Genomic DNA, 26066 nt, shown 5'->3' with positions numbered 1-26066 from the left:
CACCGACCGTCGTCGCGGACCGATAGAATGAGGTGGGTTATCGTGGAATGACGGTGTAAGAATGTTCGATAAGGTTCTCGTCGCGAACCGCGGAGAGATCGCGGTTCGGGTGATGCGCGCCTGTGCCGAGCTGGACGTCGACACCGTCGCCGTGTACAGCGACGCCGACAAGCACGGCGGCCACGTCCGGTACGCGGACGAGGCGTACAACGTCGGCCCGGCCCGCGCCGCCGACTCGTACCTCGACGGCGAGGCGGTCGTCGAGGCCGCGCGCGCGGCCGACGCCGACGCGATCCACCCGGGCTACGGCTTCCTCGCCGAGAACGCGGACTTCGCGGCCCGCGTCGAGGACGCCGACGGGATCACCTGGGTCGGACCCGCCAGCGACGCGATGGAGCGGCTCGGCGAGAAGACCCACGCGCGCCGCGTGATGGACGACGCGGACGTCCCCATCGTCCCGGGGACGACGGAGCCCGTCACCGAGGTCGAGGCGGTCACCGAGTTCGGCGACGAGCACGGCTATCCCGTCGCGATCAAAGCCGAGGGGGGCGGCGGCGGCCGCGGGATGAAGGTCGTCGAGAGCGCCGAGGAAGCCGAGGAGGCCCTCGCGTCGGCCAAGCGCGAGGGGGAGGCGTACTTCTCGAACGACTCCGTCTACCTCGAGCGCTACCTCGAGAACCCCCGCCACGTCGAGGTGCAGATCGTCGCGGACGCGGGCGACGGGGACGTCCCCGCCGACGAGTCGGACGTCGTCCACCTCGGCGAGCGCGACTGCTCGCTCCAGCGCCGCCACCAGAAGGTGATCGAGGAGGGCCCCTCCCCCGCGCTCTCCGACGAGCTCCGCGATCGGATCGGCGAGGCCGCCCGCCGCGGGGTCGCCGCGGCCGACTACACGAACGCCGGCACCGTCGAGTTCCTCGTCGAGGAGGACCTCGACCGCGACCCGTCGGAGCCGCTCGGCCCGGACACGCCGTTCTACTTCCTCGAAGTCAACACGCGCATCCAGGTCGAACACACCGTTACCGAGGAGCTGACGGGGATCGACATCGTGAAAGAGCAGCTCCGGGTCGCCAGCGGCGAGGGGCTCTCCGTCTCGCAGGGCGACGTCGAGCTGGAGGGCCACGCGATCGAGTTCCGGATCAACGCCGAGAACGCCGCGGAGGAGTTCCAGCCCGCTAACGAGGGCCGGCTCGACACGTACGACCCGCCGGGCGGGATCGGCGTCCGCGTCGACGACGCGCTCCGGCAGGGCGACGAGCTGGTCACCGACTACGACTCGATGATCGCGAAGCTGATCGTGTGGGGCGCCGACCGCGAGGAGTGTCTCGCCCGGTCGAAGCGCGCGCTCGCGGAGTACGACCTGGAGGGCGTCGTCACCGTCGTCCCGTTCCACCGCCTCATGCTCGACGACGAGCGGTTCGTCGCTGGCACCCACACCACGAAGTACCTCGACGAGGAGCTCGACCGGGAGCTGGTCACCGAGGCGCAGGAGAAGTGGGGGACCGAGTCGGCGTCGAGCGACGACGACGACGAGGTGACCGAACGCGAGTTCACCGTCGAAGTGAACGGGAAGCGCTTCGACGTGGAACTCGAGGAGCGCGGCGCGCCCGCGGTCCCGACGCCCGCGAGCGGCGGGAGCGGCGCGGGCGGCCGCAAGCAGCGACCGCCGCAGGCGACGTCCGACGACGGGGGCGACGACGGCGTCGACGTCGCCGAGGGCGGCGAGGCGATCGAGGCGGAGATGCAGGGCACGATCCTCTCGGTCGACGTCGACGAGGGCGACGAGGTGGCCGCGGGCGACGTGGTCTGCGTCCTCGAGGCGATGAAGATGGAGAACGACGTGGTCGCCGAGCGCGGCGGCGCCGTCGCGAGCGTCCACGTCGGCGAGGGCGACAGCGTCGACATGGGCGACGTGCTGGTCGTCCTCGAATAGATCGGCGACCACGACGAAACGGCGAAACGGCGTTTTAATTATGATGCGGTGGCGCGCGCCTCAGAGCGGCCGCCATCGGCGGCCGCGAGGAGCGCGTGCGAGGGACGCCGCGAGCGCTGATAAGCGCGAGCGGCGAGGCTGGGGAGGTGTGAGGCTGCGGTGCTGTGCGGGGTGGGATTCAAAGGGGCAGCCAGCGAAGCGGGCGGAGGCGACGCAAGGACCACAGGGAGCGAGCGAAGCGAGCGACTGAGGACCGCAGCGAGCGTGCGTCCGCTTCGCTGGCTGGGGCTTTGGACGTGGGCACCGCATCGTCGACCGCACATAAACAGCCGGCAGCAACACCTCGCCTTTGATTATAACTATCCGACCAGCCGGACTCGAAAAGGGCCCCGTTACCGACCGCGCAGTCCCAACAGCTCTCGCGTCTCCGCGGGCGTCGCAACCGGCCGACCCAGTTCCGCGGAGATCCGCGCCGCCCGCGCCACCAACTGCTCGTTCGTCGCCAGCTCCCCGCGCTCGTAGTACCGGTTGTCCTCCAGCCCGACCCTGACGTGCCCCCCGAGCAGCAGCGACTGCGTCGTCATGGGGAGCTGGTGCGGCCCGAACCCGATCACGTTGAACTCGACGCCCTCCGGCAGGGCCTCGACCCGGTTCACCAGGTTCCGGGGGTGCGGCGGCGACGTGGTCCCGCCGCCGAACAGGAAGTTGAGGTACGGCGGGTCCTCCAGCTCCTCTAAGATCGACAGCGACTCGTTCAAATGTCCGTCGTTGAACACCTCCAGTTCGGGCTTGATTCCCCGCCCGTTCATCTCCGCGTGCAGCGATGCGACCAGTTCGCGGGTGTTCTCCGAGGTGAGCCGCTCGTAGCGGTTGAGCGGCCCCATGTCGAGCGACGCCATCTCCGGCGCGGGGTCGGTCCGGAGCGGTTCGTGCCGGAGGGCGTCAGGCGCGGCGGTCCCGCCGGTCGAGTGCTGGAGGACGGCGTCGTCGGTGGCCTCGCGGACGGCGTCGGCGACCGCCTGAAACCGCTCGGCCGAGAAGGCGCGCTCCCCGTTGTCGCGGCGCGCGTGCAGGTGGAGCACGCTGGCGCCCGCGGCCTCGCAGGCCGCCGCGGCCGACGCGATCTCCCCGGGGGTCTCCGGGTGGTCCGGGTGGGCCTCCTTCCCGTGGACGCCGCCGGTGAGCGCCGCGGTGATGATCGCGGGTTTCCCGTCGAGGTAGTCGTCGTAGGTCATCTGTCGGCGTCGGCGGTTTCGCCCTCGTCGTCCGCCGGTTCCGGCTCGACGTAGAACTCGCAGTCCGCCGCGGGGTCGAGCCCGTACCGGGCGTTACAGACGTCGGCGCGCATCGGCTGGACGAACGACTCCGTCGCGGTGCAGAACGCCCGGGCGGTCTCGAACGACTTCCCGTCGCCCTCCTCGCGATACGCCAAGTGCGGACACGTCTCGGCCATGCGAGACGGAGGCGGGGGAGCGGCTTGAAACCACACGTCGGAGGGGGCGGAGCCGCTCTCCCGCGCCGCCCGCACCGCCCGCGACGGCCACCCCGCCCGCGCCGCCCGCGTAGACCCCTCGACGGGGCCCCCGTCTGACCGACGCTGTTTAACCGAACGCCCGAGAACGGGAGGTCATGGAGCCGGTCGACGACTGGCGGGCGGCGATCGCGGAGGCCGGCGAGCTCACCGGCCCGATCGCCGCCGGGATCGTCGGCGAGCACGGCGACCGCGGGCAGCGGGCGATCGAGGCGGTCGGCGAGGGGCGCGTGAAGCGCTACCGCGATTTCACCGTCGTCGTCGGCCACGACGACGAGTACGTCGTCGAGGACGGGGAGTGCACCTGCGCGGACGCGACGTACAACCTCGACGCCGAGGACCCGAGCGAGCGCTGCTGGCACGCGATCGCGGTCGATGTCGCCGACGCGGTCGGCGCGGTCGACCACCACGACATGTGGTACTCGGAGGTCCGCGAGTTCCTGTGAGCGGGGCTCGGCCGCGAGGGGAGGCGCCGTACGGATCGGCCGCCGTTCACCCGGGTGAGCCGCCGAGAGTCCGGATTTTCGCCCAGCCAGTCGAAAACGTTTACAACGGCGGCCGGTCTCTCCTACGGTATGGCGGACTGTCCACTCGCCGACGATTGCCCCAGTTTCGACGAGCGAATCGAGGGGATGGGGTGTCAACACTACGGCAACAAGGGCGGCGCGGAGTGGTGTAACCACTACGACATGCCCATCTACGAGCTGAAACAGCAGCCGGTCCAGCCCGGCGAACAGGTGATAGTCGAGGTCGACGACATCCACGAGAGCGGCGCGGGCGTGGGGCGCACCGACGACGGCTTCATCATCCTCGTCGACGGGCTCCTCCCGCCGGCGCGCGCGGAGGTGCGGATCCACCGCGTGAAGTCGAGCCACGCGACCGCGCAGGAGGTCGTCGAACGCCTCCCGGAGGATCCCGAAGAGGAGGAGGACGACGACGACGGCGACGGCGATACCGAGGCCGAGGGCGACGACGAGGAAGACGAGGGCGACCGCCGCCGCGACCGGCCGAAGCGCGAACGGCTCGGCAGCCGCGAGAACTTCTGGGGCAAGTGAGCGCGTCCCGGGGTGGCCCCACCCCACGGACAGTCCGGACGCCGCCGATCGGCCCCCTCCGGCCGAACCCCTCGACGCGAGGGGTGAAACCACCGTTTTTTGAGCGAGCGTCCCCTCGCGACGTGTATGGTCGCAGACGACGGTCCGGCCGACGCCGCTGACGCGGCCGACGACGTCGAGGACGTCGACGCCGCCGAGCTGCTGGAACGGGCCGGGTTCGACGCCGACGAGAGCGTCCTCACCGACCGACAGGCGGAGGTGCTCGCCCTCCGCGAGCGGGGGCTCCGCCAGTCCGACATCGCCGACCGGCTCGGCACGTCGCGCGCGAACGTCTCTAGCGTCGAGGCCAGCGCCCGCGACAACGTCGAGCGGGCCCGCGAGACGGTCGCGTTCGCGGAGGCGCTCGCCGCGCCGGTCCGCGTGGAGATCGACGCCGGCACGGACCTGTACGACGCCCCGAAGCGCGTGTACGACGCCTGCGACGAGGCGGGCGTGAAGGTGAACCAGACCGCGCCGGACCTGATGAAGACGATCGGCGACCGCGCCGGCGACGCGGTCCACGGCCGCGAGGTGCGCAGTCGCCTGTTCGTCACCGTCGACGCGAACGGACAGATCCGCGTGCGACAGCCGTGAGCGCCGGCGGGCGCCCCGGCCTCCGATCCCCGGCGGTCACTCCTCCAGCCGCTCCGCGACGCCGACGAGCGTCGCGCCCGCGGTGACCGTCGACTCGCGGGCGATCGAGTAGACGATCCCGTCGCGGTCGGCCGTCGCGGTCTGCAGCGGCTCGAACGTCGTCGGGTCGTGGACGGCGCCGAGCCGCTCTCCGTCGACCACTTCGTCGCCGACGGCGAGGTCACGCTCCGGGGTGAACAGCCCCGACTCGGCGGCGTTCACGCGTCCGAGGTGGTTCCGCGCGACGGTGCCGTCCCACGGCTCGGGGTCGCCCGGGAGCAGCCCCTCCCGCCGGAGGACGCCGAGCGTCCCCTTCAACCCGGCGTCGACGGCCTCGGGGACGACCTCGCGGCTGTGCGCGAGCTCCGGCGTGATCGTGGGGATCCCCTCTCGGGTGGCGGCGACGCGGAGCTTGCCGGCGAAGCCGCGCTCGCTCCACTCCGCGTCCGCCTCGTCGCCCGCCGCCTCCGCGAGCAGGAGGTCGGTCCCGAACGCCTCCGCGAGCGACCGGCAGTCCTCGTCGCCGCGCATGTAGACGGTGTGCGTGAGCATCGCCGGCGACCCGGTGTGGAGGTCCACGATCGCGTCCGCCGCGCTCGCGAACGACCAGAGCCGGGCCGCCATGCGCTCGTGGAGCGTCCCCTCGTCGTCGCCGGGCCAACAGCGATTCATGTTCGAGTGGGTCGAGTCGAGCGGTTCCGGCGTGGTGTACGAGACGCGGTCGAAGGTGAGCGGGTCGGCGACGGGGACCGTCACGAGGGTGCCGTCGAGGGCGGCCGCGTCCGGAGCCCCGCCGGACCCGCCGGTCAGTCGCTCGTGGAGCCGCCGGAGGACCGCGGTGCCGTTCACCTCGCGGCCGTGCTGTGCGGCCTGCGCGTAGATCACGGGGCCGCCGTCGGCCGGGAGGTCGAGTTCGGGGCCGTCCGGGCCGTCGACGAGGCGGCCCTCGCCGTACGCGTGGACGGTCGTCCGGATCGGGACGCCCGAGGGGAGCCGCGCGAGGACGAGTTCGCTGGCGTCGTGCATATCGGGAGGTCGGGCCTGACGCGTTTATAAATCGGGGGCCGACGTTCCGGCGCGACCGACCACGGACGCTAAGTCGATGGGTCGCCGAGACGGAGCCGAGATGCGGGTCACGCTCCTCGGCACCGGCGACACGACCGGGACGCCGACCGTCGGCTGCGACTGCGACACCTGCGCCGCGGCGCGCGAGCGGGGGGTGTCGCGCTCGCGGTTCTCGGTCCACGTCGCAAACGAGCGCACCGGCGAGTCGCTGCTCGTCGACTTCAGTCCGGACTTCCGGAGCCAGTTCCTCGCTCACGACGTCAAATTGCCCGACGCCGGCATCGTGACGCACATCCACTTCGACCACCTCGACGGCCTCGGCAACGTCTACCGACTGGTCGACGGACTGCCGGTGCACGCGCCGAACGAGACCGACCCCGCCACCGACCGGAGCGTCGCCGAGACGATCCGCGAGAAGTACGACTACCTGGAAGACCGGATCGGCGTCCACGCCCGCGATCCGTTCGAGCCCTTCGAGACCTGCGGGTTCGAGGTCCGCTTCGTCCCGGTCGACCACCCGCCGCTGCTGTGTTACGGCGTCGTCATCGAGGACCCGGAGACGGGCGCGAAACTCTCGTTGACGGGCGACACGAGCTACGACGTGCCCGAGCGCTCCCGCGAGGCGCTCGCCGGCGCCGACCTCCTGCTGGCCGACGCCATCGTCCCCGCCTCGCTCTGCGAGTACCACCCGATCGGTGGGCGACACGAGGGGCCCGACGGCGTCCCGCGCACCTTCGGCACGAAGCACATGACCCGAGAGGGTGCGCTCGCGCTCGCCGAGGAGTTGGACGCCGACCGGACTCGGCTCGTCCACGTCGCGCACTACTACCCGCCCGACGAGGCGTTCGCGGAGCCGCTCGCGGTCGACGGCGAGACGTACGACCTCTGACGGGGCGCGTGCGGCGGCCGGGGCGCGGGGGCGACGCGACCGCACCGTTTTGTCTCGCTAGCACGTACCACGGCCGAGATGGGAGCGAGATCCCGACTCCGCGGCGCCCTCGACCGGCTGGAGCCGCCGCCGCGCGCGGTCGACTGGTCGCTGTTCGCGTTCGTGGCCGCGGAGGTCCTCACCGGGCTCGTCTCGTTCACCGTCGGCGTCCCCGATGGGTGGCCGCTGTTCTGGCTCCACCGCGCGCTCGGGGTCGGCATCGTCGCGCTGCTCGCGTGGAAGCTCGCGCGCGTCCGCCGCCGGCTCACGGACCCGAGCCTGTGGCAGCGGTCGACGGCGCTGTCGGTCCTGACGCTCGTCGCCGCGCTCGGCGCGCTCGCGACCGGCGTCGTCTGGGTGTTCGGAGTCGACGTGCGGCTCTCCTACTGGACGCTCCTCTCCGTCCACGTCGGCTTCGGGCTGGCCCTCCTCCCGCTCGTGGCCGCGCACGCCGCGACCCGGTTCCGGCTCCCGCGGCGGGTCGACTTCGAGCGCCGCCGGACCGCGGTTCGGTACACCGTCCTGCTGGCCGCCGGCGCCGCGACCTACCGGCTCCAGCAGGGCGTCAACGACCTGCTCGACACGGCCGGCGCGGACCGGCGGTTCACCGGGTCACAGCCCCGCGAGGGCGACGGGAACGGCGCGTTCCCGGTCACCTCGTGGGTCGCCGACGACCCCGATCCGATCGACCGGGACGGGTACCGACTGCGGGTCGAGGGACTCGTGAGCGACCCCGTCGACCTGACCGCGGCGGACCTCGCCGCCGACCACGACCGGGAGGCGCTGCTCGACTGCACCAGCGGCTGGTACACGGTGCAGGAGTGGGGCGGGATCCGCGTCGGCGACCTGCTCGACGCGGCCGGAGAACTCGACGGCGACGCGGCCTACGTCCGGTTCACGTCCGTCACGGGGTATCGCTGGAGCCTCCCGATAGAAGAGGCCGAAGACGCACTCCTCGCGACGCACGTCGGCGGCGAGCGACTGAGCCACGGCCACGGCGCGCCGGCCCGGCTCGTCGCTCCCGACCGGCGGGGGTTCCAGTGGGTGAAATGGGTGACGCGCATGGAGGTCAGGTCCGAGTACGACCTCGGTCAGTGGGTGGTGACGCTGGTGAGCGGGTTCGACTGAACGGCTCGCGCGGTCCGGGGGAAGCGCTACTCGTACTCGCTGCCGACGACCTCGCGGATTCGCTCCGCGGTCACCGGACCGACGCCGTCGACCTCCAAGAGGTCGTCCTCGGGCGCGGTCATCACGGCCTCGACGGTGCCGAAGTGTTCGAGGAGGGTCCGGGCCGTGACCGGACCGATGTCGGCGATGGAGGAGACGACGTACTCCTGCTGTTCCGCGCGGGTCTTCGTCGTCTTCTCGCCGTGGACGCTCACCTCGCGGTCGCGCGTCTCCTGCTCGCGCTTCGCGATCGTCGCGAGCAGCTCCGTGGTGTCGCCCTCGCCTTCGGTCCGGAGAACGCTCACGTCGAAGTCCACCGCGAGCGACGCGAGCGCGCCGCGGATCGCGTTGGGGTCGATGTCGCGCTGACCGTAGAGGTTCGTCCCCTCGACGACCATCACCGGTCGGGCGTACGCCCGCGATAGCTCGCCGACCTGCTCGAACATCGAGCGGTCGGCGTCGAGCATCGAGTCGACGAAGTCGGCCGCCGACTTCCGCTCGACGGCGACGCGGTCGGAGAGCACGTAGTCGCCGACCGCGAGCGTCTCCAGCCGGGTGACGAGCCCGTCGCGCGTCGAGAGGTCCTTGGCGATGGAGGAGTCGAGCTCGCGCTGGTCGACGACGACCTCGACGCCCTCGTCGACGCCGGCGGTGGCGACGACGCCGTCGTCGGCGCTGCCGTCATCGGTGCTGTCGTCATCGGCGCCCGACTCCTCGGCGTCGCCCGCCTCGTCTCCGCCCGCCCGGGCCTCCGCGGCGAAGTCGGTGAGGCCGGCGTCGCCGGTGTCGCCGTCGGCCGCGTCACCCTCGGTCGCGTCGCCGTCGGCCGTGTCACCCTCGGTCGCGTCGCCGTCGGCCGTGTCACCCTCGGTCGCGGTGCCTTCGTCACCCGCGACGCCCGCGTCGGCACCGGCGTCATCGTCGCCGTCGGACCCCCCGGCGAACGCGTCGAGGCCCGCTTGTCCGTCGTCGCCGACGGTCTCCTCGATGTCGTCGGTGGCCTCCTTCAGCTCGGCGAGCTGGCTGGCCATCTTCTTCTCGCGGCGCCGCGAGATCCAGAAGAACGCCTCGTCGCGGGTGTCCTCGGCCATCAGGACGACCACCTTCCCCTCGGCCTGTCTCCCCGTCCGCCCCTTGCGCTGGATCGAGCGGATCGCGGTCGGGACGGGCTCGTAGAAGCAGACCAGGTCGACCTCGGGGACGTCCAGCCCCTCCTCGGCGACCGACGTGGAGACGAGCACCTCGAACGCGCCGGCCTTGAACTCGTCGAGGGTCTCCTGCTGCTGTTTCTGCGTCATCCCGTCGGAGCCCTCCTTGTCGCCCTGGCCGACGAACTTCCGCACGTCGAAGCTCGCGGAGAGGAACTCCACGAGCGCCTCCGCGGTGTCGCGGGACTCCGTGAACAGGATCGCGCGCTCGCCCTCGTTGATGCCGAGCGTCTCCGCGAGCAGGATCCGCGCCTTCGAGAACTTCGGGTGGAGCCCGTCGAACGACTCCGTCTTCCGCATCGCCTCCCGCACCTTGGGGTCCGCGACCATCCGCTGGCTCGCCTTCGAGGCGCCCGACGAGCGGGCGGCCTCGCGCTGGCGCTCGAAGTAGCGTCGGACGGACTCGACCGACTGCGTCTCGACCAGCTCGGTCGCGCGCCGGAGCTTCATCACCTCGGCGTGGGTACTCATCCCCTTGTACCCGTCCGACTGGTCGTTGTCCATCATCTTCTTCAGCTTCCCGCGCATCGCGTTGAGGTCCTTCTGCGAGAGGTCGGGGTTCGTCGTGTTCGTCACCCCGAGCGACTTCAGCTTCTCCAGCCGGTCGGTGATCACCTCGTTGAGGGCGTCCCGGATCTCGAGGACCTCGTCCGGGAGCGTCACCTGCTCCCACTGGACGTCGGTGTCGTGGGTGTACTCGTCGACGTCGGCGTCGTCCTCGGTCATCACCTCCACGTTCGAGAGCCCGAGGTTCTCGCAGACCGTCTCGATCTCCTCGGTGTCGCCGCCGGGCGAGGCCGACATCCCGGTGACCAGCGGGTCGGCCGCGTCGGCGTGGTACCGCTCCGCGATGTAGACGTACGCGTAGTCTCCGGTCGCGCGGTGGCACTCGTCGAAGGTCAGATGGGTCACGTCGCGCAGCGAGATCCGGTTGCCGACGAGGTCGTTCTCGACGACCTGCGGGGTCGCGATCACGATTCGGGCGTCCGCCCAGAGCGCGGCGCGGTCGTCCGGCTTCACGTCCCCGGTGAAGACGACGATCTCGTCGTCCGGGATCGAGAGCGCCTCGCGGTAGAAGTCGGCGTGCTGCTGGACGAGGGGTTTGGTGGGGGCTAAGAAGAGGGCCTTCCCGCCGGCCTCGTGGAGCCGCTCGGCGGTGACGAGCAGGCTGACCGTGGTCTTGCCGAGGCCGGTCGGGAGGCAGACGAGGGTGTGTTCGTCGGCCGCGGACGCCGCCAGCTGGAGCTGGTAGCGGCGCTCTTGAAGGAAGTCGTCGACGAGCAGGGGTCTGTCGATGCCGGCGGCCTCGGTCGCCATCGGCGACGCTTCGCCGCCGTCGGCCTAAAGCCTTCGCGAAGCGGGGTGAAAGTTATCGCTCGACGGAGCGCTCCTCTCGGTGCTCCTCGGGTACGTCTTCGTCGACCAGCTCGGCCCACTCGGCGAGCCGGTCTCCTGATGGTGTTTGCGCGCTCATCAGAAGACGGATCTCAGTGGGGCGTCTTAACAGTTACCCCGATTCCACACGATCTGTCATCGGTCCGTTCGGTCGCGACTCGCACTCCTTTTACCGTTCACGCGCGTCCGGCCGGCATGAGCAAACTCGACGAGTTCCTCGCCGGCGAGCGGCTCGACGACGTCGTCTTCTACCTCAGCGACGCGTACCTCGACGACGACTCCCGGCTCCGGAACGTCGGCACCGAGACGGACGGCGGCGTGCGGCTGATCCTCGACGGCGAGACCGGCCGGTCGGCGTTCGAGGCCGGCACTGGGATGGGCGCGATGGAGTTCGCGAAGACGGCGATGGGCGCGGAGGGGACGATCGGTCGGTCGCTCGACGGCGGGGAGTGTCCCGTCGCCGAGGAGACTCCCGACGACGACCACGACGTGCGGTTCGTCTTCGCGTTCGCGGAGGCGCAGAACGAGGAGGTCGGCGGCCTCTACGCCGATGGCGACGTGGTCCACGCGTACGCCCACTGCACCTGCGGCGAGAGCTACTCGCACAAGTGGATCGTCGGCGACCGCGGCGAGTAACAGTCGAGAACGGCACCGCGTCCGCGGCTACTCCTGCTCCGGCGCGTCCTCTTCCGGCACCGACCCCTCGACGAGCGACTGGTCGGCGTACCGCTCGCGCAGGTCCTTCTTGGAGAACTTCCCGGTGGCGGTCTTCGGGACCTCGTCGATGAACTCCACCGCGTCCGGGACCCACCACTTCGGGTACTCCTCGCGGAGCCCGGACTCGATCTCGTCGACTAGGGCCCCGCGGTCGACGTCGTCGACCGGGACGACGAACGCGACCGGGCGCTCCTGCCAGCGCTCGTGCGGGACGCCGATCACGGTCGCCTCGCTCACGCCGTCGTACGCCATGATCGCGTTCTCCAGCTCGACGCTGGAGATCCACTCGCCGCCCGACTTGATCACGTCCTTCGTGCGGTCGACGAGCTTGAGGTAGCCGTCCTCGTCGACGGTGACCACGTCGCCGGTCTTCAGCCAGCCGTCGACGAACTCCTCCTCGCTGGCCTCGGGCCGGGCGAAGTACTCCTTGGTGACCCACGGCCCGCGGATCCGGAGCTCGCCGAACGCCTCGCCGTCCCACGGGATCTCCTCGCCGTCCTCGTCGATCACCTCGAACTCCAGCCCGGGGACGACGAGCCCCTGCTTCGACCGCTTGTCGACCTGCGTCTCGTAGTCGGCGTCGCGCAGGTCGTCCGTGAGGTGAGAGACGGTACCGATCGGGGACATCTCGGTCATCCCCCACGCGTGGAGCACCTCGACGCCCCGGTCGTCGTACCACTCGATCAGCGCCCGGGGGGCGGCCGCGCCGCCGACGATCACGGTGTCGAGCGTCGAGAGGTCGACGTCGTTGCCCTCGGCGATGTACTCCCGGAGGCCGAGCCAGACGGTCGGGACCCCCGCGGATATCGTCACGCCCTCCTCCTCGATCAGCGCCGCGAGGTCGGCCGGCGACGGCGACGGGCCGGGGTAGACGTGCTTCGCGCCCGCCGCGGTCGCGGTGAACGGCATCCCCCACGCGTTGACGTGGAACATGGGGACGACCGGCATCACGACGTCGGAGTCCTCCATCGGGATCCCCTGCGGCGTCTGCGAGGCCATCGTGTGGCTCCACAGCATCGACTGGGTGTACTCGACGCCCTTCGGCTTCCCCGTCGTCCCCGAGGTGTAACAGAGGCCGGCGGGCTGGTCGCCGTCGAGGTCGGGCCAGTCGTACTCCGTCGACCGGTCCGCGATGAACTCCTCGTAGGCGGGCGCGTCGAGCGCGTCGATCCCCTCCGACCCCATCGCGACGAAGTCGACGTCGGCGAACTCCGCGGCGTCCTCGGCCGCGCCGGCGAGCTTCTCGGCGAGCGACGGGTCGACGAAGACGATCTCGTCGTCGGCGTCGTCGACGATGTACCGGATGTGTTCGTCGGGGAGCAGGGGGTTGATCGTGTGGAGCTGCGCGCCGGTGTTCGGGACGCCGAAGTACGTCTCGAAGTGGCGCGTGTGGTTCCAGCAGAACGTCGCGACCCTGTCGCCGCGCTCGATCCCGTGCTCGTCGAGCGCGTTCGCGAGCCGTGCGGTTCGGTCGGCGTACTCCGCGTACGTGTGCCGCGTCCGCCCCTCGTGCGTCCGAGAGACGATCTCGGTGTCTGGGTACAGTCGTTCGGCGCGCCACAGGAACGGTCGGAGCGTCTGCGCGTGTCCACCGGGCATACCTTACACACCATGGCGTCGAGAACTATGAACATTACCATGATTGATGGTGAGGGATTGGCGGCGTGAGAGGCCCGCGCCGGGGCTCGGCCGCTCGGCTATAAATAGCCGATCGCGGATCAGCGGTGAACGCCACCAGAGATCGGGCCGCTCGCTCACAAGCAGTCGCTGATGGAACGACGGTGAACACCGCCAAAGCCCCAGCCGGCGGCGGAGCCGCCGGCGACTGTCCCTTCGAGTCCCGCCCTGCCCCGCTGCGCACGGCACCTCGCACCTCCCCAGCCTTGCCGCGGCCGCCGGCGGCGGCCGCGGACTCCCTCGCACGCGCTCCTCGTGGCCTGCCGGCCACTCGGAGGCGCGCGCCGACCGCACGATAGTACTTAAAAAAAAAGTCCGCTACCCCTGAAACAGGCTGGCGTGCACCGGCGCGTGGTCGGACTCGGGGCGCGCGGACCCCTCGTCTTCGCCGCCGTCGTCGGAGACGGCTCGGCCCTCGACCCCCTCCGCGAGGAAGTCGCTGAGCGGCGGGCCGACGTGCTCGGGCTCGACGAGGAACGCGTCGTGGCCGTGGTCGGAGTCGATCACGTGGTGGGCGACGGGGACGTCGCGGTCGCGGAAGGCGGTCGCGAGCGACGCGGACTGCTCGACGGTGAAGTGCCAGTCGGCGGTGAAGCTCATCAGCAGCGCCTCGCCCTCGAACGCCGCGAGCGCGTCGGCGTCGGTCCCGTGGCCGGCGGCGAGGTCGTACTCGTCCATGGCGCGCGTGAGGTAGAGGTAGCTGTTGGCGTCGAAGCGGTCGCTGAACCCCTCGGCCTGGTAGTCGAGGTACGACTCCACCTCCCGGTAGGGGAAGAAGGCCGCCGTCGGCTCCGGCGGCAGCCCGAGGTCGCCCTCCTCGCGGGTCAGCGAGTCGCGGCCCGCGGAGCGGCGACCGAACTTCCGCTCCATCGAGGACTTCGAGAGGTACATGATGTGGCCGATCTGGCGGGCCAGCGCGAGCCCCTCGTCGGGCGAGCCGCGGCCCTCGCCGTAGTAGTCGCCGCCGTTCCAGTCGGAGTCCGCGCGGATCGCGCGCCGAGCGACCGCGTCGAGCGCGAGGCACTGGGCGTCGAGCCGCCCGGCGGTCGCGATGGGGACGATCCGGTCGACGTCGTCCGGGTAGCGCTTGGCCCACTCCAAGACGTTCATCCCGCCGACGCTGCCGCCGACGACGGCGCGCAGCCGCCCCACCCCGAGCTGGTCGAGCAGGCGGCGCTGGGCGCGCGCCCAGTCCTCGACCTGCACCGGCGGGAACGCGGTCCCCCACCGGTCGTGGTCGGGCTCGTCGGGGAGATCGAGGTCGGCGGGGCGCGCGCTCGCCGGGCCGGTCGTGCCGTAACAGGAGCCGGGGACGTTCGCGCAGACGACGAAGTACTCCGTCGTGTCGATCGCCTTCCCGGGCCCGACGATGTCGTCCCACCACGCGCGGGCCTGTCCCGCCTGACCGGCGTCCCGCTCGGGGGACGGGGAGCGCGCGACGTTCTGACTGCCGGTGAGCGCGTGACAGACCAACACGACGTTGTCGCCGTCGAACTCCCCGTGCGTCTCGTAGGCGACCTCCAGGTCGGGGACCGACTGACCGCACTCGAAGACGAACTCGCCGAGCGAGACGGTCCCGTCCTCCGATGGCGTCGCGCTCATCTCACTGCCCCCCGGTCGCTCGCTCGCCCGCCGCCAGCCCGCGGTCGAGGTCGGCGGTCACGTCGTCGGGGTCCTCGATCCCGACGGAGAGGCGGAGCATGTCGGGGAAGACGCCGGCGAGCCGCTGTTGAGTCTCGTCCATCTGCGCGTGCGTGGTGGAGGCGGGGTGGATGACGAGCGTCTTCGCGTCGCCGACGTTCGCGAGGAAGCTCGTCAGCTCGACCGACTCGCACAGCGCCTTCGCGGCCTCGAAGCCGCCGTCGACGCCGAAAGTGACCATCCCGCCGAAGCCGTCGAGGTACTCGGCGGCGTTGTCGTGGCTCGGGTGATCCTCGAAGCCGGGGTACGTCACCCAGTCGACCCGGTCGTCGTCGCGGAGGAACTCGGCGACGGTCCGGGCGTTCTCGCAGTGGCGCTCCATCCGGAGCGGGAGCGTGTTGAGCCCCTGGATCGTCTGCCACGCGTCGAACGGGGACTGCTGGCCGCCGGTCGGGCGCACCCCGCGCTGGCGGGCGACGTTGCCGAAGGCGGCGTCGCCGAACTGCTCGACGAAGTCGACCGGGTAGGCCGGCGACTGCCCGTCCAGTTCGTCGTAGTCGGCGTCGGGGTGGTCCCACGGGAAGGAGCCGCCGTCGACGAGGACACCGCCGACGGTGGTGCCGTTACCGGTGATCCACTTCGTCGTCGACTCCCAGGTGATGTCGGCGCCGTGTTCGAACGGCCGACAGCAGTACGGCGTCGCGAACGTGTTGTCGACGACGAGCGGGACCGCGTTGTCGTGGGCGATCTCGGCGAGCCGCTCGAAGTCGGGGGTGACGAGCGAGGGGTTCGCGAGCGTCTCCACGTGGACGAACGCGGTGTCCTCGTCGATCACGGCCTCGTACGCCTCGTAGTCGAGCGTGTCGACGAGCCGGGCCTCGACCCCGCGGCGGTCCGCGATGCTGGTGAGGTACGCGGCCGTGCCGCCGTACATCTCGGAGCTGGCGACGACGTTGTCGCCCGCGCTCGCGAGCACGGTCGTTATCGCGTCGAAGGCGGCCATTCCCGAGGCGGTCGCGACCGCGTCCGTTCCGCCGGAGAGGTCGGCGATCCGGTCCTCGAGGACGCTCACGGTCGGGTTGGAGAGCCGGGAGTAGATGTGGCCCTCCGCCCGGAGCGCGTACAGCTCCGCCGCCGTGTCCGCGTCGTCGAAGACGAACGAGGTCGTCTGGTGTATCGGGGTCGCTCGCGACCCGGTCGCCGGGTCGGCCGCGGCGCCGGCGTGGAGACTCCGGGTGTTGAACCCACGTGTCATGTGTGTAGTGCATATATCTACAGAGGTCTATAACCGTCAGTTACGGCAAGTGATGCCTCGGTCTCCGCCGCCGCCGGAGTTCGGGGCGTCGCGCGGTTCGACCGCGCTCCGCACCGAAGCGTGAGTTTATCCCCGATCGCGAGCCAACGAGGGGTAATGGCAGTCGCCGACTCACCCGTGCCGGACCTCGCCCAGCGCGCGAGCGCCTGCGCCGACCGCCTCCGCGCCGCCGACCGGGTGCTGCTCGCGTCGCACATCGACGCCGACGGGCTGACGAGCGCCGGGGTCACCTCGTCGGCGCTCGCGCGCGCCGGGATCGACCACGAGGTCGTCTTCGAGAAGCAGCTGGACGCCGAGTCCATCGCCGGGATCGCCGCCCGCGAGTTCGACGTGGTGCTGTTCACCGACTTCGGCTCCGGGCAGCTCGACGCGATCGCCGACCACGAGGCCCGCGGCGACTTCGTCCCCGTGATCGCCGACCACCACCAGCCGGCCGACCGCGACACGGAGTTCCACCTCAACCCCCTCTTAGAGGGGATCGACGGCGCGAGCGAGCTGTCGGGCGCGGGCGCCAGCTACGTGCTCGCGCGAGCGCTGGAAGGTCCCGACGGCGACAACCGCGACCTCGCCGCGCTCGCGGTCGTCGGCGCGGTCGGGGACATGCAGGACTCCGACGGCGGGCTCGCCGGCGCCAACGAGGCGATCGTCGCCGACGGCGTCGACGCCGGCGTCATCGAGACGCGCACCGACCTGGACCTGTACGGGAGACAGACCCGACCGCTGCCGAAGCTGCTGGAGTACGCCTCGGACGTGAAGATCCCGGGCGTCTCGAACGACGAGGCGGGGGCGATCTCCTTCCTGACCGACCTCGACGTCGACGTGAGACGCGACGGCGAGTGGCGCCGCTGGGTCGACCTCGACGGCGAGGAGCGGCGGACCCTCGCCTCGGCGCTGATGCGCCGCGCCGTCGCCTCCGGCGTCCCCGCCGACCGGATCGAGGCGCTCGTCGGCACCTCCTACACGCTCGTCGACGAGGAGCCCGGCACGGAGCTGCGGGACGTCAGCGAGTTCTCGACACTGCTCAACGCGACCGCCCGGTACGAGCGCGCCGACGTCGGTCTCGCGGTGTGTCTCGGCGACCGCGGCGACGCCCTCGCCGAGGCCCGGCGGCTCCTCCGGACCCACCGCCGGAACCTCTCCGAGGGGCTCCAGTGGGTGAAGACGGAGGGCGTCACCGAGGCGGAGCACCTCCAGTGGTTCGACGCCGGCTCGCGGATCCGCGAGACGATCGTCGGGATCGTCGCCGGGATGGCGATCGGCTCGCCGGCGGTCGACCGCTCGAAGCCCGTGATCGCGTTCGCGGAGGAGAGCGCCGAGGAGCTGAAGGTGTCCTCGCGTGGCTCCCACGACCTCGTGCGGCGGGGGCTCGACCTCTCTGCGGTGATGCGGGAGGCGAGTCGGGCCGTCGGCGGCGATGGCGGGGGTCACGACGTCGCCGCGGGCGCGACGATCCCGATCGGCGAGCGCGACGCGTTCCTCGCAGAGGCGGACCGGCTGGTCGGCGACCAGCTCTCGTGAGGGGGTCGCGGCTCGCGGCCCGACCGCGACGGAGCCCGGTCACTTCAGCGTCACGTACGTCAGCAGCGACACCGCGAGCAGTTCGAGCACGCTCATCGCGAGCACGACTCGCCCCACGAGCGGGTCCATCGCGTACAGCGTCCGCATGCTGCTGAAAAAGAAGGCGACGGAGACCAGGTTCTCGACCAGCAGAACGGCGCTGAACCCGAGCAACCCCAGGAGTAGCGTGGAGCCGAACTCCCGGTAGTTGCGGAGCCAGACCGCGGCCAGCACCGCCAGCAGCGCGCTGTTGACGCCCGCGAGTAGGACGGCGATCCCGGTCGGCGTCGCGGGATTCATTCGGCGTCCACCTCAGACGTGATCTCCTCGAACGCGTCCGTGTGACGCTCGAAGCGGTCGGTCAGGAAGTAGAGCTTCCCGTAGTCGTGGTCGCTCGGCTCGACGACGTCGTGGTCTTCTAACATCTCTAGGTGGTGGGTGATCGTGTTGTAGTCGACGTCCAGTTCCTCCGCGAGTTCGTTCGCGTTCCGGGGGCGGGCGCGGAGTTCCCGGACGATCCGGACCCTGTTGGCGCCACCGCGGCTCGCGACGAACAGGTACCACAGGGCCTTCTCCATTTGGCGTACTGTTGTGTCGGGTGGGGTGTGAAAGTCGTTGCGACGCGGGCGGGTGCCCGGCGAGGCGATCGACGGACTGCGGCGGGCGGTCACCCGACCGTCCGGCGGACCCAGCCCGAGGCGCCGGTCGGCGACGGGTCCGACGGCTCTCGGATCTGGCGGTTCCCCTCACCGTCGACCGCGCGGACGACGACCTCGCTCGTCCCGTCGGGGTCGAAGACGTGGCGCCACTGCCGCCAGACGTCGGCGTCGGGGAGAGGGTCGGAGAGGGCGGCGTCGGTCCACGAGTCGCCCCCGTCGGTCGAGACCTCGACGCGCTCGATCCCGCGGGTCCCGGCGTAGGCGTGGCCGGCCAGCTCGATCCGGCCGTCGTCGAGCTCCGTGATCCCCTCGTCCCAGAGCTTGGCGACCGTCTTCACCTCGCCGGTCCCCTCCCAGCCGCGTTCCTCCCAGTAGCCGTCCTCCTCCACGTTCAACAGCTCGATCTCCGAGAGCCACTTCACGTTCGTCTCCCCCCAGTGGCCCGGGATCAGCACCCGGACCGGGTGGCCGTGGCCGGGCGGGAGCTCCTTCCCGTTCATCCCCCACGCGAGGAAGCCGTCGGCGAGCACGTCGACCGGGAACTGGACGTAGTAGCCGTCCTCGCCGCGCAGCATCGCGCAGTTGCAGTCGCCCTGCGGGTCGACGGACTCGAGCAGGGGACGGATCGGGGTCCCCGTCCAGACGGCGTTGTCCAGTTTGCGGCCGTTCAGGTCCTCGCCGACGCACCGGAGCGTCACCGCGCGGTGCTCGACGGGTCGGTCGGTCAGCTCGTCGAAGGCGACCGTCCGCTCGCCGCCGGTCTCGCCGGTGAACGTCAGCGACCACTCCGCCGCGGTGACCTCCGGGTCGAACTCCGCGATGTCGACGTTGTAGAACTCGCCGATGGGACTCACCATGCCGAGGAGACCGTCGCTCTCGACCGCCAGCGAGGCCGCGCCGACCTCGCGAAGCCGCTCGGTCGCGCCCTCCGACCGCGGGGCGTCGGCGAGCGTGTCGTCACCGTCCGCGTCCGGCAACCGCCGACCGATGACGGCCGTGACGACGAACCCGAACGTCGCCGCCACGACGCCGAGCGTCCGGCGACGCACCGCGTCGACGGCTTTCGTCGAGTCGACCGCGACCGAGGACCCGTCGCCGGAGGCCGGGTCGGGAGACGACGGTTCGGACGCGTCGGGCGGGAGACCGCCGATCGCGACGGCGACCGCCGCGGGGAGCGCAACGCCCAGCGCCTGGGTCGGACCGCCGGTCAGACCGGCGGCGAGCAGCCACGACGCCAGACCGGTCGCCGCGGCGCCGACCGGCGAACTCTCTGTGCGCGCCGAGAGTTGCAGGCCGGCGAACGCGACCGCGGCGAACAGCCCGATCACGGCGGCGAACGCCATGGCGATGTGGACCAGGTGGCCCGCGTCGCCGACGTTCTCGATCATGAAGGTCACGATCGGCCCGGGCGTCAGGTTGACGATGGCCTGATCGACGGGGCGGACGACGAACGCGGGCGACCAGCCCGTGACGAGGTACGAACCGGCGACCCCGGCGGTCCCCGCCGCCGTCGCGAGCAACGCGTCTCGCCGTTCGGTAACGTCGATCATAGTTTACGTCGGGGTTACAGTCACTTGAACCACGTCCTCGGCGGCCGGGTACTCGTGGCCGTCGTCGACGTCGCTCAGCCGCCGCACAGTCCCGCCCTCGTCGTCGCCCTGATCGGGCGCGTCCTGCGCGGGCGCTTGGTCGGGACCGGTGCCGGGTGGCTCCGCGTTCGGCTCCGTCCCAGCGTCGAACAGGGACACGGCGTCGGTGACGTCGCCGTCGACCGGGTCGCCCTCCTCGGGCCAGAGCGCGGCGCCGTCCTCGCCCGTCGAGACGAAGACGTCGTTCGACGGGACGAACATCGAGGCGAAGGAGAGCCGCTGGCCGGGCGCGACCGTCGCCTCGAACTCGAAGGCGCCGCCGGGCGCGATCGGCGGGGCCCCCGGGACCTTCCCCGTCGGATCGTTCGGGTCCGCGACCGTGTCCGCGGGGGTGTACGGCCCCGAGTCGTGGACGTCCGTCGACGCGCCGAGCTCGTCGACGAGCCCGTCTTCTCCCTCGAACCCCGTCGGCGGCCCGGCCTCGGCCAGCGCTTCGAGTCCGACGGACGCCGGCTCGCCGAGCTCGTATATCGGATTCTCGCCCTCGTGGACGGCGTACGCCCCCGGCGTGACCCAGACGGCGCCGTCGGTCGACGTGTCCGCGGGATAGAACTCCGCGGACGCGACGTTCTCGATCCGGACGCGGACCGTGGCGGATTCCGTCATCTCGTCGTCGCCGTCCATCTCATCGCCATCGTCCATTCCGTCGCCACCGTCCATCTCGTCGCCCTCGTTCATGCCGTCGTCCGTTTCGTTCCCGTCCATCCCGTCGTCGCCGTCCGCGTCGGCGCCGTCGCTTCCGCCGTCGCCGAGGCAACCGGCGAGCCCCAGCGTTACCAGTCCACCGCTCGTCGTCAGGAACCGTCGCCGCGTGTCTCGGTCCGTCATGTTCCGGACGAGGGCGATGACGGGGATATAGATTTTTCAACTACCGGACAACTTTGGTGCAGAGTCGGTCCGGGATCCGTTCAAACTTCGGTCGGGATCCGGACGCCGTCATCGATATCCGGTCGGGGTCCGAACGCCACGGCCGGAACTCGCGATGGGAGGGGTATCGTCGGAAGCGCGGAAGCGAGCGGGCAGAGAGAACAGCGGGGGCGCGAGCGACGTCGGGTCAGGCCTCGCCGAGGTCTCGGAACATCGCGCGGTAGTCGTCGGAGGAGAGCGTCTCGCCGAGGTCGTCGATGTCGGTGTCGAGGTTCTCCAGCCGATCGACGAGATCGGCGTACGCCTCGTTGCCCTCGCGCTGGGCGGCGGGCTTCTGCGAGCTGAGGACCGCGCGCTTGCTCGCCAGCGCCGCCGCCTCCTGAACGAGGTCGTCGTACTCGCTGCGGGTGAGAAGGGTCTCGATCGCCGTCAACAGCTTCGAGCGGCTGACGGGCTTGGTGAGGTACAGATCGAACCCCATGTCGATGATGTCGAAGTCGGGCTCGACCGCGGTGACCATCGCGACTCGGCAGTCGTGGCCGGCCTCGCGGATGTGTTCGAGCACGTCGTCGCCGCTGCCGTCGGGGAGTCGACGGTCGAGGAGCACCACGTCGACGCTCGCGTCGACCCGGTCGATCGCCTCCGCGGCGGTCTCGGCGAGGTCGACGTCGTACTCCGCCTCGAGGAAGCCGGCGTACAGCGCGGCGATGTCGGGTTCGTCCTCGACGACGAGGACCGAAGGGTCGCTCACCGCCGATCACCGCCGGGGTCGACGGGAGACGCTTCACCGGGCATATACAAACGGGCGGCGTGTCGAGAAATAAAGCTGTCGGCGTCGGTTCGACCGATCGGCCGCGTCGGATCGTCTTTTATATACTCCCGTCGCCAATGGTGGGACGAATGTCAGAACTCGTCTCCACCGGGGTCGAGGGGCTCGACTCGATCCTCACCGGCGGCATCACGAAGCGGTCGACGGTGCTCGTCTCCGGGAACCCCGGGACCGGCAAGAGCATTTTCGGAATCCAGTACCTCTACCACGGCGTCACGGAACACGACGAGCGCGGCGTGTACGTCTCGTTCGAGGAGGACGAAGCGGACATCCGCGGCGCCGCGGAGTCGATCGGTCTCGACGGGTTCGGCGACGCCGTCGACGACGGCGATATCGTGATCTTAGACAAGCGGGAGATGCTGCGCGAGACCGACTTCTCGACGGCGGTCGACCGACTCCTCGACACGATCGAGGACGCCGACTTCGACCGGCTCGTGCTCGACTCGCTGTCGATGTTCCAGCTCTTCTTCGACGCCGAACAGGAGAAGCGGACGTATCTGTTGAAGTTCTCCGACATCCTCAAGGCGAACGGGCTGACCTCGCTGCTCATCAACGAGCAGGGCGCCGTGTTCCCGGACACGGAGGTCGGGCTGGAGAACTTCCTCACGGACGGGAACATCTACTTCATCCAGACGCCGACGGACTCGGGCGTCAACCGGTACGTCTGGGTGGCGAAGATGCGGAAGCAGGACATCGACACCGACATCTTCCCGATGGAGATCGGCGACGGCGGGATCACCGTCCACGAGCGGGCCGGCGGGTTCTCGATGATGGGGCGGTCCGACGAGCCGTCGTTCTGACGCGGACCGAGAGGGGAGACCGCGCGTCTCGGCGGCGCGGAAGGGGGAGGCGGTGCGGGAGGTCTCGGGACGCTACTGACTCGACGAGAGGTCGCGCCACACGTCGTCCAGCCGGTTTTTCACCGCGGACCGATCTTCGACCTCGACAGTGAGCCCGTCCGTGAAGTCGACCTCGACGCCGTCGACTTTCCGGCGGTACACCTTCACGCGCCGGTGCTCGTCCGAGAGCGGTCGGTCGTGGAGCTCGAGGAGGTCGGCCTCCTCGAGCTCGTTGATCCGGCGGTAACACGTCGCGATCGGGACGTCGAGCTCGTCGCTCAGGTCCTGCGCGGACATCGCGTCTCCGGTCGCGGTCAGGATGTCCGTGTTGTACTTGTTACCGAGCACTGTGATCAGGTCGTCCCCCACCATTCACGTTATCGCTGTTGATTTTTACAACGTAAAAGGATACCGGTGAGTGCAGGGATCGTCGAATCCGGGGACAGGCGGGCGACAGACGCCGTATCCGCGTTCTTCGGACCCGCATTAGCGGAACGCCGTGTTATCGCCGGTGATAGCCGCCACCGTGGGTTTATGTATCGACTCCGAGGAGGCCGGATATGGAGCTCATCGAGGGATTGTATCTCGTGACGACCACCGTGTTGGCGGGCGCGGGCGCGACGCTGGCGGCGTTCGCGGTGGCCGCCTATCGATCGTCGGGACGCACCGCGATGGCGTACCTGGCCGTCGGCTTCGGACTGGTCGTCGTCGCGGCCGTCGCGACGCCCGTCGCCGGCTTCCGGACGTCGTTCGCGAACGCGGAGGCGCTGCTGTTGATCAACACCGGACTGCTGGCGGCGTCGATGGCGCTCGTCGCCGGGAGCCTCGCCGTCTACGAGCCCGGCACGCGGGAGCTCGTGATCCCCGAGTCGGAGCTCACGCGGATTCAGGACCGATAGCGACCGACGCGGCGCGGCGGAACGCTCCTTCTCGGTTCACCGGTTCAGCTCTTCGCGGTTCACCGGTTCGGTTTCGACAAGGACCGCTGGAGACCGATCTCACCGTCCCGCCGAGTCGTTCGACCTCGTCGACGGATCGGTCAATATCCGCGCGCACACCCACTGATGTTCGAGTATCGGATGCGATAACTAAACGCCGACATCGTTAATGATCACAGAAACTATTTTGCTGTAATTTATCAAATAATCGCATGACAGCAGCGTTTTATCAGCTTGGATAATCGGTACGGAGTCTTTAATAGGGAAATCCCGCTCCTTTCGATAACGCCCGCCGGGCAGGCCGGGGGCCAACGCAACACACAATGTTCGAAACCATACTGGACGAGGAAGAGCGCGGGCAAGTGGGGATCGGGACCCTCATCGTGTTCATCGCGATGGTGCTGGTGGCGGCGATCGCCGCCGGCGTCCTGATCAACACGGCCGGCTTCCTCCAGACACAGGCGGAGGCGACGGGCGAGGAGAGTACGAGTCAAGTGAGCGACCGGCTGCAGGTGGTGAGCCAGTCCGGTACGTTCGACAGTTCGGAGGGTAATGGGCAGATTGTCGAGTTGGACTTCGTGCTCGCCCAGTCACCGGGAGCATCCAACATCGATCTGAGTGAAACCTCGGTTGAACTCATCGGAGAAGATGGACAGGAGACGTTCACCCTCAGTACTGCCGCTGACGGGACTGACATTGATATTTTCAAAGGTGAGAATAATGTCGTCTTCACCGATAGCAGTGACCGCGCGCAGGTGACGGTCGGACTCGACGCAGACAGTTCTCTCGTCGATAACAACGCCGGCGAGAACCCCTACGTTCTCGAAGAAGGCGACTCGATGACGGTGACGTTCACCACGGCGAGCGGCGCGACGACGACAAGTGAAATCCGCGTCCCGAGTACCGTTGTCAGCGACTCAGTGAGGCTGTAATAATGTTCGAATTCATCACTAACCACGAGGAGCGCGGTCAGGTGGGGATCGGGACCCTCATCGTGTTCATCGCGATGGTGCTGGTGGCGGCGATCGCCGCTGGCGTCCTGATCAACACGGCTGGGTTCCTCCAGACGCAGGCCGAAGCGACTGGTGAAGAGAGTACTGACCTCGTCTCTGAGCGGATTGACGTGACGAGCGAGGTCGGTATCGTTGGTAGTGAGGCAAACGGCGAACTGAGCGAGATTCGTCTGAGTGTCTCGGGCGCACCCGGTGCCGATCAGATCGACTTGAGCGAAACGACGATCCAGGCGGTCGGTCCGGGTGGTCAACAGAATCTTGTGTTTGTTTCTAGCACTGGAACTGGGAACACACAATTGAGTACTACTGAATCTATTGAGGATGGTACTGGTCCTACTCTGACTGTTGACACGGTCGACGAAACTGAAATTGATGGCATCAGTAGCGGCGAAGTGGCAGTCCTTCGGGTTGAGTCCGAAGGCGAGTCTGGAGAAGTCACCGGTACTAACGTAGAAAATCTTGGTGGCTCAACATTCTCGCTTGACGGTGGCACAACTGTTGGCGATTCTGACTCCCCCCTCGCGCTTAGCAACGATCAACTGACCCAAGGCGAGGAGGTCACTATCACTCTCGAGGATAACAGTGGTAACGTCCTCATCCAAAAGACTGAGACCGTTGCGGCTTCTGGTAGTGGATCGAGTTTTGAGATAGTTAACAAGGTAGCCAGTATTGACGGACTCGGTGCCAACGAGTTCGCCGTTGGCTCCGATGGCAATTTCGAGTCGACGCCGGTGCTTGACGAAGAGAATGACTACACGATCCTGATCAACCCCGACGCCGGGGCGTTCGCAGATGGGGCCCCCTTCGGGGAGGGACAGAGTGCTACGCTCGACATCGTTTCGCCCGCCGGCGCGACGACAAGTGTCGAACTGCGCGCACCCGACCTGTTCAATAAGGACGGCGAAGCGGTCAGACTCTAACGAGCCCCGAACCGCTCGCTAACCACTTTCGGCGGAACCGATCCGCCCAGAACACCTATTTTCTCGCGCGTTCACAGCGTTACCATGAGCGACCGCGACTCACCGGCGGCCGACCCGGACGCCCCGCCGGCCGACCCCGAGGAGCTCGACTTCACCGACGACGAGAACGTCGTCGAGATCGAGGAGGGGCGGTACGTCGTCGGGACGAACGGCCGCCCTAACGTCGGACGATCGCGGGAGCGGCAGCGGGAGCAGCGGGCGAACGAGGGATCCGGATTTACCGCCGCGGAGCCCGCGAGCCCGGACGACCGCCGGCCCGCCGGCGACGACCCGCGCGCGAACGCGGCCGGGCCCGGCGTCGAGGACCGCGATCGGCGACAGGCCGGCGGAGAGGGTCACGCAGCCGGACAGGGACGCGGCGGCGGAGGCGGACGGAACGACCGCCGGGAAAGCGCCGGTGCGGGCTCAGGCGGACAGCGGTCCTCGACCGG

At 69.6% G+C, this 26066-nt stretch carries 24 protein-coding genes and 2 pseudogenes; 13 read left to right on the top strand and 13 right to left on the bottom strand.

All coding sequences use genetic code 11. The features are described 5' to 3' along the window. Positions 1–61: 61 nt before the first annotated feature. Positions 62–1933, top strand: a complete 1872-nt coding sequence (locus DJ81_RS15950; protein ID WP_094526403.1) for a biotin carboxylase N-terminal domain-containing protein — start codon at positions 62–64, stop codon at positions 1931–1933. Positions 1934–2325: 392 nt separating this feature from the next. Here DJ81_RS15950 and DJ81_RS15945 read toward each other — a convergent pair whose 3' ends face one another. Together DJ81_RS15945 and DJ81_RS15940 are read right to left on the bottom strand one after the other, a co-directional pair. After that, positions 2326–3168 carry a 3-keto-5-aminohexanoate cleavage protein gene (locus DJ81_RS15945; RefSeq protein WP_094526402.1) on the bottom strand — a complete coding sequence of 281 codons (843 nt, stop codon included), beginning with the start codon at positions 3166–3168 and terminating at the stop codon, positions 2326–2328. After that, complete coding sequence (locus DJ81_RS15940; RefSeq protein ID WP_094590540.1) at positions 3165–3386, bottom strand: hypothetical protein; 222 nt, start codon at positions 3384–3386, stop codon at positions 3165–3167. Before DJ81_RS15940 ends, DJ81_RS15945 begins: the two co-directional genes overlap by 4 nt. Before the next feature lie 176 nt (positions 3387–3562). On the opposite strand from DJ81_RS15940, the gene DJ81_RS15935 reads away from it, so the two are divergent. The 3 genes from DJ81_RS15935 to DJ81_RS15925 all read left to right on the top strand — a co-directional run bounded on the left by DJ81_RS15935 (position 3563) and on the right by DJ81_RS15925 (position 5152). Then, positions 3563–3910: a hypothetical protein gene (locus DJ81_RS15935; RefSeq protein ID WP_094528034.1), complete on the top strand. Its 348-nt coding sequence runs from the start codon at positions 3563–3565 to the stop codon at positions 3908–3910. 129 nt (positions 3911–4039) lie between these two features. Continuing rightward, the gene (locus DJ81_RS15930) at positions 4040–4519 is read left to right on the top strand and encodes a TRAM domain-containing protein (protein ID WP_094523322.1); all 480 of its coding nucleotides are present in this window, start codon (positions 4040–4042) and stop codon (positions 4517–4519) included. A gap of 126 nt (positions 4520–4645) precedes the next feature. After that, the gene (locus tag DJ81_RS15925; RefSeq protein ID WP_094557008.1) at positions 4646–5152 is read left to right on the top strand and encodes a Tfx family DNA-binding protein; all 507 of its coding nucleotides are present in this window, start codon (positions 4646–4648) and stop codon (positions 5150–5152) included. Positions 5153–5188: 36 nt separating this feature from the next. Here DJ81_RS15925 and DJ81_RS15920 read toward each other — a convergent pair whose 3' ends face one another. Continuing rightward, entirely contained in the window at positions 5189–6217 is a 1029-nt protein-coding gene (locus tag DJ81_RS15920) for a succinylglutamate desuccinylase/aspartoacylase family protein (RefSeq protein ID WP_094528036.1), read from the bottom strand. Positions 6218–6317: 100 nt separating this feature from the next. Here DJ81_RS15920 and DJ81_RS15915 point away from each other — a divergent pair, with 100 nt between their 5' ends. Beyond that, the gene (locus DJ81_RS15915) at positions 6318–7145 is read left to right on the top strand and encodes an MBL fold metallo-hydrolase (RefSeq protein WP_094523316.1); all 828 of its coding nucleotides are present in this window, start codon (positions 6318–6320) and stop codon (positions 7143–7145) included. A 78-nt stretch (positions 7146–7223) separates the two neighbouring features. Then, positions 7224–8312, top strand: a complete 1089-nt coding sequence (locus DJ81_RS15910) for a molybdopterin-dependent oxidoreductase (protein ID WP_094590538.1) — start codon at positions 7224–7226, stop codon at positions 8310–8312. A 26-nt stretch (positions 8313–8338) separates the two neighbouring features. Here DJ81_RS15910 and DJ81_RS15905 read toward each other — a convergent pair whose 3' ends face one another. Then, on the bottom strand, positions 8339–10876 hold the full coding sequence (locus tag DJ81_RS15905) for a DEAD/DEAH box helicase (protein WP_094590536.1): 2538 nt from the start codon (positions 10874–10876) through the stop codon (positions 8339–8341). Positions 10877–11149: 273 nt separating this feature from the next. Here DJ81_RS15905 and DJ81_RS15900 point away from each other — a divergent pair, with 273 nt between their 5' ends. Next, a complete protein-coding gene (locus tag DJ81_RS15900; RefSeq protein WP_094527338.1) occupies positions 11150–11590 on the top strand; it encodes a DUF5807 family protein in 441 nt (146 codons plus the stop codon). Between the two features lie 27 nt (positions 11591–11617). On the opposite strand, the gene DJ81_RS15895 is transcribed toward DJ81_RS15900, so the two are convergent. From DJ81_RS15895 to DJ81_RS15885, 3 genes are all read right to left on the bottom strand, one after another. Further along, complete coding sequence (locus DJ81_RS15895) at positions 11618–13270, bottom strand: long-chain fatty acid--CoA ligase (protein ID WP_094590534.1); 1653 nt, start codon at positions 13268–13270, stop codon at positions 11618–11620. Between the two features lie 396 nt (positions 13271–13666). Then, the gene (metX, locus tag DJ81_RS15890; protein ID WP_094590532.1) at positions 13667–14950 is read right to left on the bottom strand and encodes a homoserine O-acetyltransferase; all 1284 of its coding nucleotides are present in this window, start codon (positions 14948–14950) and stop codon (positions 13667–13669) included. 1 nt (position 14951) lies between these two features. Further along, positions 14952–16244 (bottom strand): O-acetylhomoserine aminocarboxypropyltransferase/cysteine synthase family protein, encoded by a 1293-nt coding sequence (locus DJ81_RS15885; protein ID WP_094524755.1) that lies wholly within the window; start codon positions 16242–16244, stop codon positions 14952–14954. Between the two features lie 156 nt (positions 16245–16400). Here DJ81_RS15885 and DJ81_RS15880 point away from each other — a divergent pair, with 156 nt between their 5' ends. Then, positions 16401–17822 carry a DHH family phosphoesterase gene (locus DJ81_RS15880; RefSeq protein ID WP_094590530.1) on the top strand — a complete coding sequence of 474 codons (1422 nt, stop codon included), beginning with the start codon at positions 16401–16403 and terminating at the stop codon, positions 17820–17822. 39 nt (positions 17823–17861) lie between these two features. On the opposite strand, the gene DJ81_RS15875 is transcribed toward DJ81_RS15880, so the two are convergent. The 5 genes from DJ81_RS15875 to DJ81_RS15855 form a co-directional block, all read right to left on the bottom strand. Beyond that, positions 17862–18161 (bottom strand): hypothetical protein, encoded by a 300-nt coding sequence (locus DJ81_RS15875; protein WP_094524753.1) that lies wholly within the window; start codon positions 18159–18161, stop codon positions 17862–17864. Further along, a complete protein-coding gene (locus DJ81_RS15870) occupies positions 18158–18439 on the bottom strand; it encodes a winged helix-turn-helix domain-containing protein (protein WP_094524752.1) in 282 nt (93 codons plus the stop codon). The genes DJ81_RS15875 and DJ81_RS15870 overlap by 4 nt, the downstream gene beginning before the upstream one ends. 89 nt (positions 18440–18528) lie before the next feature. Next, a complete protein-coding gene (locus DJ81_RS15865; protein ID WP_094524751.1) occupies positions 18529–20070 on the bottom strand; it encodes a molybdopterin-dependent oxidoreductase in 1542 nt (513 codons plus the stop codon). Positions 20071–20073: 3 nt separating this feature from the next. Further along, positions 20074–20997 carry a spondin domain-containing protein gene (locus DJ81_RS15860; RefSeq protein WP_094590528.1) on the bottom strand — a complete coding sequence of 308 codons (924 nt, stop codon included), beginning with the start codon at positions 20995–20997 and terminating at the stop codon, positions 20074–20076. A gap of 226 nt (positions 20998–21223) precedes the next feature. Then, on the bottom strand, positions 21224–21787 hold the full coding sequence (locus DJ81_RS15855) for a HalX domain-containing protein (protein ID WP_094524749.1): 564 nt from the start codon (positions 21785–21787) through the stop codon (positions 21224–21226). Positions 21788–21936: 149 nt separating this feature from the next. Here DJ81_RS15855 and DJ81_RS15850 point away from each other — a divergent pair, with 149 nt between their 5' ends. After that, positions 21937–22665, top strand: a complete 729-nt coding sequence (locus DJ81_RS15850; RefSeq protein WP_094524748.1) for an ATPase domain-containing protein — start codon at positions 21937–21939, stop codon at positions 22663–22665. 72 nt (positions 22666–22737) lie between these two features. On the opposite strand, the gene DJ81_RS15845 is transcribed toward DJ81_RS15850, so the two are convergent. Further along, complete coding sequence (locus DJ81_RS15845; protein WP_094524747.1) at positions 22738–23076, bottom strand: helix-turn-helix domain-containing protein; 339 nt, start codon at positions 23074–23076, stop codon at positions 22738–22740. A 188-nt stretch (positions 23077–23264) separates the two neighbouring features. Here DJ81_RS15845 and DJ81_RS15840 point away from each other — a divergent pair, with 188 nt between their 5' ends. From DJ81_RS15840 to DJ81_RS15825, 4 genes and pseudogenes are all read left to right on the top strand, one after another. After that, complete coding sequence (locus DJ81_RS15840) at positions 23265–23603, top strand: hypothetical protein (protein WP_094590526.1); 339 nt, start codon at positions 23265–23267, stop codon at positions 23601–23603. A gap of 362 nt (positions 23604–23965) precedes the next feature. Then, positions 23966–24574, top strand: coding sequence for an archaellin/type IV pilin N-terminal domain-containing protein (locus tag DJ81_RS15835; protein ID WP_094590524.1), 609 nt, complete (start codon positions 23966–23968; stop codon positions 24572–24574). Positions 24575–24576: 2 nt separating this feature from the next. Further along, a pseudogene (locus DJ81_RS15830) lies at positions 24577–25044 on the top strand (archaellin/type IV pilin N-terminal domain-containing protein); the annotation flags it as partial. Between the two features lie 615 nt (positions 25045–25659). After that, positions 25660–26066 (top strand): annotated as a pseudogene (locus tag DJ81_RS15825) (hypothetical protein); the annotation flags it as partial.

This window comes from Halorubrum sp. Hd13, assembly GCF_002252755.1.
Classification (GTDB): Archaea; Halobacteriota; Halobacteria; order Halobacteriales; family Haloferacaceae; genus Halorubrum.
This window is presented reverse-complemented; position numbering and strand designations above follow the sequence as displayed.